Annotated in this window: 7 protein-coding genes; 4 read left to right on the top strand and 3 right to left on the bottom strand. The window is 59.9% G+C overall.

The window, feature by feature from the left end:
• The first annotated feature begins 248 nt into the window (after positions 1 to 248).
• Positions 249 to 650 carry a hypothetical protein gene (locus VSR72_RS18135; protein ID WP_342953721.1) on the top strand — a complete coding sequence of 134 codons (402 nt, stop codon included), beginning with the start codon at positions 249 to 251 and terminating at the stop codon, positions 648 to 650.
• Positions 651 to 1,097: 447 nt separating this feature from the next.
• On the opposite strand, the gene VSR72_RS18130 is transcribed toward VSR72_RS18135, so the two are convergent.
• Together VSR72_RS18130 and VSR72_RS18125 are read right to left on the bottom strand one after the other, a co-directional pair.
• The gene (locus tag VSR72_RS18130) at positions 1,098 to 1,442 is read right to left on the bottom strand and encodes a cupin domain-containing protein (RefSeq protein WP_342953720.1); all 345 of its coding nucleotides are present in this window, start codon (positions 1,440 to 1,442) and stop codon (positions 1,098 to 1,100) included.
• Positions 1,443 to 2,230: 788 nt separating this feature from the next.
• Complete coding sequence (locus tag VSR72_RS18125; protein WP_342953719.1) at positions 2,231 to 3,682, bottom strand: NAD-dependent succinate-semialdehyde dehydrogenase; 1,452 nt, start codon at positions 3,680 to 3,682, stop codon at positions 2,231 to 2,233.
• A gap of 695 nt (positions 3,683 to 4,377) precedes the next feature.
• Between VSR72_RS18125 and VSR72_RS18120 the strand changes: the two genes are divergently transcribed.
• Positions 4,378 to 4,998: a carbonic anhydrase gene (locus tag VSR72_RS18120; RefSeq protein WP_342953718.1), complete on the top strand. Its 621-nt coding sequence runs from the start codon at positions 4,378 to 4,380 to the stop codon at positions 4,996 to 4,998.
• Between the two features lie 109 nt (positions 4,999 to 5,107).
• Positions 5,108 to 6,637 carry a SulP family inorganic anion transporter gene (locus VSR72_RS18115; protein WP_342953717.1) on the top strand — a complete coding sequence of 510 codons (1,530 nt, stop codon included), beginning with the start codon at positions 5,108 to 5,110 and terminating at the stop codon, positions 6,635 to 6,637.
• Between the two features lie 333 nt (positions 6,638 to 6,970).
• Here VSR72_RS18115 and VSR72_RS18110 read toward each other — a convergent pair whose 3' ends face one another.
• Positions 6,971 to 9,295 carry a glycoside hydrolase family 3 C-terminal domain-containing protein gene (locus VSR72_RS18110; protein ID WP_342953716.1) on the bottom strand — a complete coding sequence of 775 codons (2,325 nt, stop codon included), beginning with the start codon at positions 9,293 to 9,295 and terminating at the stop codon, positions 6,971 to 6,973.
• Positions 9,296 to 9,680: 385 nt separating this feature from the next.
• Between VSR72_RS18110 and VSR72_RS18105 the strand changes: the two genes are divergently transcribed.
• Entirely contained in the window at positions 9,681 to 10,724 is a 1,044-nt protein-coding gene (locus VSR72_RS18105) for a helix-turn-helix domain-containing protein (protein ID WP_342953715.1), read from the top strand.
• The last annotated feature ends 132 nt before the right edge of the window (positions 10,725 to 10,856 follow it).

Raw genomic sequence — 10,856 nt, 5'->3', positions numbered from 1 at the left:
CAGCCAGGGTCCGCTGAACGCAGGCGCCCTGCTGCTTCAACCGCTGACCTTCAACAATGAGTGAACACAGAAACAGAGAAAGATGCGACATCTGTAAATGGCTGGCAGGACGACATCTGTATCTGGCGGGGACATTCGATGTTACGGCTTTTTTGAAATGTCGTGTTCGGTCGCGCGGCCGAACGTCTGGGTCTGACCGTGCGACAGATAGAACGGCTTGTGATCCGGTACCGGGAATCCGGCGTGTCGTGTTGACCAGCAGCTGCGCGGCCGTCTACGGCGACAACGCCGATCTCAACACTTCACCAAACGGCGTGTTCACCGAGGCGATCTGGAATAACAGTTCCTCTCTGGTGTTGGGCGACGCATGTCGAACCTTCGACGAGCGCGTCGTGAAGGCGCTCCAGGTGGACACAACACGACTTGCAACAAACGTCGAAAACGCACTGTTGTCGGTTACGGCGCTCAATCCCGTGCTTGGCTATGATGCCGTCGCGCGGATAACGAGGCTCGCGCTACAGGAAGGCATTACGCCGCGCGCAGCGGCGTTGTCGCTAGGCCTCATCGACGCGGACCAGTACGACAGGATCGTCGATCCCGCGCGTTTGGCGGGTGTATGGAATGCCTCCGCGGATGCCGGCTCGATTTGACAGGAACTTATCCGAAGTGTCGATACTAGGCGGGTACGACCGCTGTGGCCGCATCGCTTGTTGCGGCTTTCAGATAGTTGTAGAGGCACTCCACCGCAACGGGAAACTCCGTACGTCCCCTTAAAAGAACAAGGTCAAACTTCGGTAGTTTCGGAAAACCCTCCTCCTCGCCAAGAGTCCTCCACCCTGCGGGAATCATATTGTCGGCGACCACTGTCACCGCAAGCCCCGCCGACACCGCTATCTCTCCACCCGCGTAACCTGGCCCACAGTACGCGACCCGTCACTTTTTCCCGATAGCCGAAAGCGCACGTAGCGCCTGCTCGCGAAACACGAACCCAACCGGGAAAAGCGCAAGGGGAAGTGGATCTTCAAGATAGGCGTAACGATCTCTCGCACAGACCCAGACTAGTGGTATCGACGACACCACATCCCGGAAGCCAAGACTTAGGCAAAGACGAAGTACTTGCGCACCGTCTCCACCACTTCCCAGGTACCCTTCATGCCCGGTTCAATAACGAACACATCGCCGGCCTTCAGGTGCACGGCCTGCTCGCCTTCCGGAGTGATGATGCAGTAGCCGTCGAGAAAGTGGCAGAACTCCCATTTCTCGTAGTTCACCTCGAACTTGCCCGGGGTGCAGATCCAGGTGCCCATGATCTTGCTGCCGTCCGTGGAAAGGTAAGCGTTGAGGTTCACGGTGTGAGGGTCGCCGCCGATGCGCTTCCACTTTGTGGCATCAACGACTGGAGTCGGGCAGGTTTCGCGCAAAACGGTGATGAAGTCGGACATTTCAGCTCCAAACGATCTAATAGAAACCGGGGGCTTTCCCAGTGATCAGGTGAGACTCGCGCTCTATTGCGGAAGGCTCAATGTGGCCGTCCGGCCGCCGTCAACCGTCCATACCTGCTCGGTGATGAAGCTTGATTCACCGGACGCATGCAACGAGACTGGCAACCCGTGCCCCATCTGCCGCTTGAGCAACGCCAAAGGACGTTAGTAAGTTTCATTGCGCGGCGTTGCCGCCTAACGAGATTGCTCAACAGTTAACCAGAGCCAGGAATCCGCTGATAGAACAAAAGCGGCATCGCCATAGGACACCTTCGCCGAAAGGACCGGCGTTGCGAACGTATCTCAGGCCTGCGATACGCCTGATGAAGGGCTCGTCTCGAAGCGGAGGCGTCGCGAAATTGCCACTGCGCTCGCGTCCCTTAAGGAACGCGTAAGCGCGCTGGAAGTACTGTACGCGCCGTACAAACCTACCCTGCATCGAAGCAATGAATCGAACTATGAAGCGATCAGCGTTGCTCGCCATCGTCAGATCCGGGCTTTCCTTATGTGACAACTTGAGCCTTCGGGACGCGAAGATCATCGTCACGGCAGGACTTGGTAAATTTTCACTACAATAATAAGGATTACATATTAAAATGTCGATAATTATATCTATGTCAATTCAGGCGCGAAAATAATAGCCCGCACGCGGCGGGCCTTGTTCTTGACTCCAGAGGCGGGGCGCCATCGAGGCCAGAGCTCGGTGGACATTCAGCAGTTGAGCTAACCGGTCCCTTCTTTCAACCCAATTAGATGTTCCCAAAACAGACGTATTTCGGCTCCAGGTATTCTTCCACTCCTGAATGCGCTCCCTCACGGCCGATTCCCGATTCCTTTATCCCACCAAAGGGGGCGACTTCGTTGAAGACCAGACTGTCGTTTACACCCACAACGCCACATTCAAGTGCCTCAGTGACCCGGAATGCCCGCCGGATATCCGTTGTATAAAAATACGCAGCAAGGCCCGTCCGAGTATCGTTTGCAAGGGCGATCGCCTCGTCATCATCTCTAAACTGAAGCACGCTCGCGAGCGGCCCCAGGACTTCATCTCCGCACACTCCCATCTCCGGACGGACGTTAGTCAGTACAGTCGGTTGAAAGAAGTTGGACCCGATAGTCAGGCGGAAACCACCAAGGGCAACAGTTGCCCCAGCTTGCACCGCATCGTCCACCAGCCTTTCAAGCCGCGCAACTGCTGACTCACTGATGAGCGGGCCGATCTGTGCTCCCTCGGCCATCCCGTCACCAAGCTTGAGCGCTGAGACCTTCTCCACGAGTCGACTTACAAAGCGCTCGTAGACGTCCGCGTGTACGAGGAACCGGTTTGCGCACATGGCTGCCTGCCCGGAATGTCGAAAACGCGCGTCGATGGCGCCTTTGACCGCCAGGTCAATGTCTGCATCGCCGAAAACGATGAATGGGCAGTTGGCGCCCAGTTCGAGCGAGACCTTTTTGACCGTGGCAGAACATAGCGCCATCTGCCTTTTGCCTTCCTCTATGGAGCCCGTGAAGGATACCTTCCTGATGCCCGGATGTGAGACCAGAGCGGACCTTATCGAATCGCTTTCCCCTGTCAGAACTGATAGCGCTCCGCGCGGCAGCCCGGCAGCCTCCCCAAGGACACAAAGCGCCAGCGCCGAAAAAGGGGTCTGCGGATCAGGATGCAGTATCACAGTGCACCCCGCAGCCAGAGCCGCCCCGATTCGCCTTGCCACCATGGACGACGGAAAGGTCCAGGTGGTCATCGCCGCACAAACGCCGACGGGTTGATGCAGCACCCGGATTCTCTGGTTACGTCGAGGCGCCGGAATATTGTCGCCATAAATCCTTCGCGCCTCTTCGGCGAACCAGTCAAGGTAATTTGCGGCTTGCGTGATTTCCGCGCGAGCCTCGTGGAGTGGCTTCCCCTGTTCACTGCACAAAACAAGGGCAAGGTCGTCGCGATGGGTTTCGACCAGGCGCCCCCATTCCCGCAGTACGAGCGCACGCTCGCGGCCGCTCCATTCGCTCCAGTCGTTGAAGGCTCTCGTTGCACAGACGACCGCCTCATCGACTTGCTGGGCCGTCACGTTGGGCACCGAGCCAACAACCTCGTGAGTCGATGGATTACTGACCTGTATCCTCGGCAATGACGTGTTGTCGACCCACGCGCCACCAACATATGCTGATTGTTCGAAAAGACTCGGACACTGTAGTTTCACGACTGACCCTCTGTATTAAGCGCTAACAATGCTTCGAAGGGGTGGGACAAACTCATCAGGTTCGAAAGCCGGCACGGTTAGTTCGAGTATTCCAAATATCAATCGCGCCTCAGATCTTGGTACTCGATCCCCGGTGCATACAACATGTAAAGAACTACTCGCCGCGCACGCGAAGAAATACCTCGTCAACAGCGTACAAACAGTGCAGCTTAACCTATCACACGGGATGAACAGATCTTCCCTATGACCGGTGTCGCGTGATATCTGTGAGGCACGCGAGCGCCGGACTGTGAAAGCCACGCTGTTCACGTAGTCCGCGTCCGGTCCTCGCCGAGGATCGACGGGCATAGTGGCTCAGCCGGCGCTGGAACTTGGCCGATCGGTAGAACCGGTTGGCGTGCTTTTGCCTCTCATGCGCTCGTGCGTGAGTTCGGCATGCAGCCTTTCGTGAATCGAAGCGAAATCGCCTTTTATCAGACCACCCGGCGAAGAAATTTACGATTCACTCAAGGGCAGCTCACGCGACCAACACTCCAGGTTCTCTTCAAGTCGAAACACAACGCCGCTAGAAAGTTCAGCGTTCTTATCTAACGTGCATCGCTTCGATTTTTTTTTCGAGGACAACGCATTTTTTTCTGGTAGAAAGCTATATGTAAGGAACGAGCGGCGCCGCCGCTCGAATGGAGCCACGACCCATGAATCTTCCGAAACGTATGCTCGTAGCCAATGTCGCCTGGGCTCAGGAAATCGCCCGCCGCGATCCGCAGTTCTTCAGCGCGCTTGCCGCCGGGCAGAAGCCGCAGGTGCTCTGGATCGGCTGCTCCGACAGCCGCGTGCCAGCCGAAAGTGTCACGCACTGTGCGCCTGGCGACTTGTTCGTTCACCGCAACATCGCCAACCTGTTTCACCCCGACGACGACAACACCATGAGCGTGCTCGAATACGCCGTGCGTGTGCTGCGGGTCGCGCACATCATCGTATGCGGGCACTACGGCTGCGGCGGCGTGCGAGCCTCGCTACTGCCGCCCGCCGACGCGCTGCCCCACGTGAACCGCCGCATCGCGCCACTCTGCGCGCTCGCGCACCAGCATCGCGCAGCGCTTGAGCGCCTGCCTTCGGAAGAGGCGCGTGTGAACCGCGTTGCCGAACTCAGCGTGATCGAGCAGGTGCGTCTGCTGCGCGAGCATCCGCTCGTGCGCGAGAGCGCGCCCGCGCCGCTCGTGCACGGATGGATCTTTTCGCTCGGCGACGGCCAGTTACGCGAACTCGCGTCGGGCTACGACGCGCAAACCACGGTGGCCATCGCCGCGGCCTGAGCCATCCGTTGTCAATTGCCTGGCACACGTATGCCGTGCGGCGCAGAGCGCCGTTCGCGCATACGCTGCCGTCGAATCCTCTACCCTTCTTTCTCTACGTGCTTTCGTCATGACTTCGAGAACTTCTCTGTCCGCGCTTGCGCGTGACCTCTGCGCTGGTACCGTCGTCTTTCTCGTCGCCCTGCCCTTGTGCCTCGGCATTGCCAGAGCATCCGGTGCCGAGCCGCTGGCCGGGCTCGTCTCCGGTATTGTCGGTGGCATCGTCGTGGCCGCGCTCAGCGGCTCGCGCCTGAGTGTGAGTGGTCCCGCCGCGGGACTCGTTGTGATCGTCGTGGATGGCATCGCGCGTCTCGGCAGTTTCTCAGCATTCCTCATTGCCGTGCTGCTGTCGGGCGTTCTGCAGTTCGGCTTCGGCATGCTGAAGGCCGGGCGGCTCGCCTCGTATGTGCCCACGCCCGTTATCAAGGGCATGCTCGCGGCCATCGGCCTGCTGCTGGTCATCAAGCAGGTGCCGCTCGCGCTCGGGCTGGGCTCGGGCAACTACACCGAATCGTTGACGAGCGCGCTTGCCTCGATCTCGCCCGTCGTCTGGGCCGTTGCCGCGCTCTCGCTCGCGATTCTCGCGGGTTGGGAAACACGTGCATTGAGGCGCTTCGCGCTCGTGCGGCTCGTGCCCGCGCCGCTTGTCGTCGTGGTTGCAGGCGTAGGCGCAACGCTGGTTTGCGGCGCGCTTGGCCCCGTGTTGGCGTTGCCGGTCGAACAACGCGTGGCGCTGCCTGCCATCGAATCGTTCGCGGCGCTCGGTGCCGCCTTGCAATTCGGCGAGTTCGAGCTGAGCCTCGCGCGTTTTGCCGATCCGGATATCTGGATCGTGGCGTTGACGCTCGCCGTCGTCGCCAGCCTCGAGACGCTGCTGAGTCTCGAAGCCGTCGAACAGATCGACCCGCAGCGGCGCGCAGCGCCACCGAATCGCGAACTCAAGGCGCAAGGCGTCGGCAATATCGTGGCGGGCGCCATCGGCGGGCTGCCCATCACGTCGGTCATCGTGCGCAGCTCGGCGAACGTGCACGCAGGCGCGCAAAGCCGGCTCTCTGCGATCGTGCACGGCGTGCTGTTGCTGGTTAGCGTCTTCGCGCTCACCGACGTGATCAACCTGATTCCGCTTGCCAGTCTTGCGGCCATCCTCATTCACACCGGCATCAAGCTTGCCAAACCCTCGTTGTTCATCGCGCTCGCGAAACAGGGCGCGGCGCCGTTCGCGCCATTCATCGTCACCATCGCCGGCGTGCTCGCGACCGATCTGCTCACCGGCATCGTGCTCGGCGTGCTGTGCAGCGCGGGGCTCGCGCTGTGGGCGAATCTGCATCGGCCGATCGCGCTCGCGCGCCACGACGACCATTTCCTGGTGTCGTTTCGCAAGGATGTGTCGTTTCTCGGCAAGGTGCCGCTCAAGCAGATGCTCGCCCATATTCCGGACCGCGCGACGGTGATCGTCGACACCACGCGCGCCGACTTCATCGATCACGACGTGCGCGAATTGCTGGACCGTTTCGTTGCGGATGCGCCGCTTCGCTCGATCGCGGTGGAAGTGCGCCATGCCGCAGGCGTCCTTCCGCCCGCAACGCGTTCAGGCGCCTAAGAGCGTCAACGCTACCGAAGTATCGCGGGGAACTTCGCAACACTGTCTCTCGCTCGTCCGTCAGCCATAGCTGGCGCGGAGCAAACGTGGAGGTGATTTGAACGCGGCCGCAAATGGGCAGAGGGACTGCAAGCCACTCGGGAAATTCGCACAGAACGCGTGGTTTAGATAATTCTTATTATCACAACATGTCGATCTATTAACTAAACATCAAGACGCAACAATCGCCCTCACGCTTAACGCCGCCAGTACACTCGGCGATCAACATCTCTGCGCATCGCTCGAAGTGTGCGCAAGGCCTGGGCACTCAACCCTGCCCAGGCCGTCCACACCTCAGTGCATATCGCCAACGGTAACGCGTGCAGACAACGCATTCGTATCACGCGAGGACGACGCTGCGCGGATCTCGTAGCTTCCGCCATGCACTTGCCACTTGTGCGTCGTGACGTTCCATGTCGCGAGGCGGCGCGCCGGGATGACGACATTCACCTGCTGCGACTGTCCAGGCCGCAAGGCGACCTTCGCCCAGCCGACCAGGCGTTGCGGCGGCTCGCCCAGACCCGGCGGCAGCGTCGCGTACACCTGAGCAACTTCGGCCCCGGCACGCGAGCCTGTGTTGGCGACGGTGAAACTGGCGATCACGTTGCCTCCCTGATCGGTACGCGTCCTGAGGCCCGAGTACGAGTACGTCGTATAGGAAAGACCGAAGCCGAACGGGAACAAGGGATCGATGTTCTTCGCGTCGTACCAGCGGTATCCCATCAGGAGTCCTTCGCTATAGACAACGTTGAGATTGTTGGGGTCGATGGTCGGTTGCGGCAGATCGGCTTCCTGTCGGGGGAACGTGATCGGCAGCTTGGCGGACGGATTCGCATCGCCGAACAGAATGTCCGCAATCGCCTGGCCGCCTTGCACACCCGGATACCACGCTTCCACTACGCCGTGAACGCTGCTGAGCCACGGCATCGTGACGGGACTCCCGTTCTCCAGCACGACGATGATCCGCTTGGCCTTCGCGGCCACCGCGTTGATCAGCGCATTCTGGTCGTAGAGCTGATTGCTCGGGTCCGCCTTGTTGTCCGGCAAGGACAAGTTCGCCAGGTCCGTGCCCTCGCTCTCCCACTGCGTGGCGAAGACGATCGCCACATCGGCGGTAGCGGCTGCGCTAGCCGCCGCCGAAGCGTTCGTGCCGTCAACGTACGTCACCGTGGCTTGCGGCGCCTTGGCCTTGATCGCGTTGTACGGCGAAGACTTGTACCACGTCGCGCAACTCGAAAGCAGTGGGTTGCCGGACTGGCATCCCGACACCGCATTGCCGTCCGCCGCGGGCACGCCTCCCGACCCGCCTCCGGACAGCACGCCAACATCGGCATGTCCTCCAATCACGACGATCGAATGCAGGCCGCTAGCCGCGAGCGGAAGAACCGGCTGATTGCTGCCAGATGCCGCGCCGTTCTTTAGCAGAACGATCGACTCGTGCGCCACAGCCAGGGCGTCACGGTTGCCTGCCGTCTGGTCGACTGAGCCGCCGGGAGTGGGCGGGTTGTCCATAACGCCAAGGGCGATCATGGTGCGAAGCTTGCGAAAGACCATGTCGTTCAGACGCGAAACCGGCACGCTGCCGGCCTGGACCGCGGCCTTGAGCGCGCTGCTGAAATAGGACTGAATGCCGAAGCCCGCGCCTGCCGCCCCGAGATCGCCCGGCTGCTCCTCGTCGAGACCCGCCATCGCAGACGCGACGGTGCTATGGTTAGCCGTCCAGTCCGACTGGACTTTGCCCTTGAATCCCCACTCGTTCTTCAGGATGGTTGTGAGGAGTTCCGGATTCTGGCAGGCGTACACGCCGTTGACCAGGTTGTACGAGCACATCACATTGCCAGGATGCCCCTCGCGCACGGCAATCTCGAATGCGAGCAACTCCGTTTCCCGCATTGTCCTTTCATCGACCACCGAATTGCTCGTCATCCGGTTCGTTTCCTGGTCGTTCATCGCATAGTGCTTCACCGTTGCGATCACGTTCTGCGACTGCGTTCCCATGGTACGCGCGGCGCTCATCGTGCCGGTCAGGACGGGATCTTCGCCCATGTACTCGAACGTGCGGCCATCGCGCGGTTCACGTGCGAGATTCACGCCGCCGCCCAGTCCTTCCGCGTAGCCGAGCACGCGAAGCTCACGTGCAATACGCGCCCCGTAAGCACCCGCGAGGGCGACGTTCCAGCTCGAGGCGAGCCCAATCGGTGCAGGAAAAGCCGTGGCATGGGCGTTCTGCACATTCACGCCGCCAGCCGAATCCGCTGTAGCCAACGGGGGAATGCCCAGACGGCTGACACCGGGGATGTAACCGGCGCCCTGCACCCACGAAGGAAACGGGCCACCGAGACCGACTGTGGGGATGCCCGTTCCGTGCACCAGCTGGATCTTTTCGTCGAGCGTCAGTTGCGATACCAGCACTGCCGCGCGCCTGTCGGCCTGGTCGCCCTTCTCTTGCCAGTCGACGGCTGGCTGTGACGCAGCCGAAGCATGGGAAAAGAACTGCGACACAATCGAAAATGGGCTGTCGCCCCATGTGTTGCTGGTGGCGGCTTGATCCGCGTACGCCACGGAGCCGGCACACAATGCGCCGGCGACCGCAACCGCTATTTGTTTCGCATTCCTCACGGTGTCTCTCCTGTTTTGCCGATTGCTTGAGCGATGACCCGCAGGATTGCGGGGCCGTAATCGGACTACATTTTTCTTCTTCTTTTATGTTGAATTACCCTACGTAGCGAGATGACGATATCACCCGGAGAAACGTTTGCGCTTATCGTGCCGTCGCAGAACTTAACCCTACGTCTCGCCATCAGGGTTTGCCTTAACACCGCGTTCTCTGCCATTGCGCCGTTACCTTGCGAGCAGATTACGGTTTCGGTGCACGGGCTCGGGCATATGCGCATCGGATCATGCCGATTCGATATTCGAACGCATCAGGCCGTTTGAGGTTTGAAGCAAGGATGCTAAAGTCACCTGCTACAAGCGGTTAGCCGAGGCGACGTTTCCCCGTTCCATGGTGTCTCCCATGACGATCGATCAAAAGACCGTTTCAAACGTCCTTGCCCAACTTTCGCTCAAGTCCGCTGTTGAACACGGCATGTCGCCGCACGATTTCACGCGCCTCACCGGCATCACCGAGGCCGAACTCGCGCATCCGGACGGACGCATACCCGCTCACAAGCACATTGCCATGCTCAATCTGCTCGAACCTGGCTACCAGGCTTCGGAGCGGCTGGAAATTTTCTCGAGTTATTCATTTCGCGCGCCCATTAGCACGTTATTGGCGATCGTGACGAATAGCCCGACGTTGACGAAGGCCTTTGACCAGTTCCTGCGCTACCGGGTTTTGATCGGCAATGTCGACACCGTGAAGGCCAGGCGCGCTGGGCAGACCTTCGAATTCGAATACGTTCTGGACGGTGCGGGCAGGAGTTCTTCGAGCGCTTTCTATAACTTTCTGCTGCTCATTCGCCTGGCCGATCAGTACAACGACAATGAACCGTATCCCACCCAGATCGAGCTGACCGGAGAATCGTTTGCGCCCGTCTCCCAGCTATCGCACCTGTGCGGCGCGACGGTGAAATTCAGGCAAAACCGCAATCGAATGGTGATGAAAACGGGGGCGCCGGACACGCCGTATTGCAAGTACAACGAGATCACCGAAAACATTCTCTGCGGGCAGGCCGATGCCGACATCAGCCGCTTTCTTCTCGGCCATTCCTTCTCTTCGAGGATCGAAGAATTCGTGACGAAGCTGATTCGCGAGGCGCATGCCGGCCTGCCGTTTTCGAATCCCATGGAGGAAGTCTGCGGTCGCCTTGGCATTTCACGCTCGACCCTGCACCGGCGCTTGCAAAGTGAAGGGACGAACTTCCAGGCAATCCTGTCCCATGCGCGGCTCGAGGAGGCGAGGCGCTTGCTGCCTCTCGCCGATTATTCGGTTGCCGCGGTGAGCGATCTCCTCGGCTTCTCTTCTCCTTCCGCGTTCTCGCGTTTCTTTCTTGAGAATAGCGGCAAGTCCCCTTCGCGCTACAAGCTCGAAAATTGCAGGTTCTAGTGAGCTTTCCGGACAGACTGTGCTTGCGCTGTCCGCCCTCGAACCGCTAACCGGAGGGCGGGATCGATGCGCGGTCTACGATCGCACTCTCCGGGACAATCATAAAAAAATGCCACGCGTTTATCTGGAGCC

It is taken from the genome of Paraburkholderia sp. JHI869 (genome assembly GCF_038900775.1).
Taxonomy (GTDB): Bacteria; Pseudomonadota; Gammaproteobacteria; order Burkholderiales; family Burkholderiaceae; genus Paraburkholderia.
Note: the sequence above shows the minus strand (reverse complement) of the source record. Positions and strands in the feature narration are given on the sequence as shown.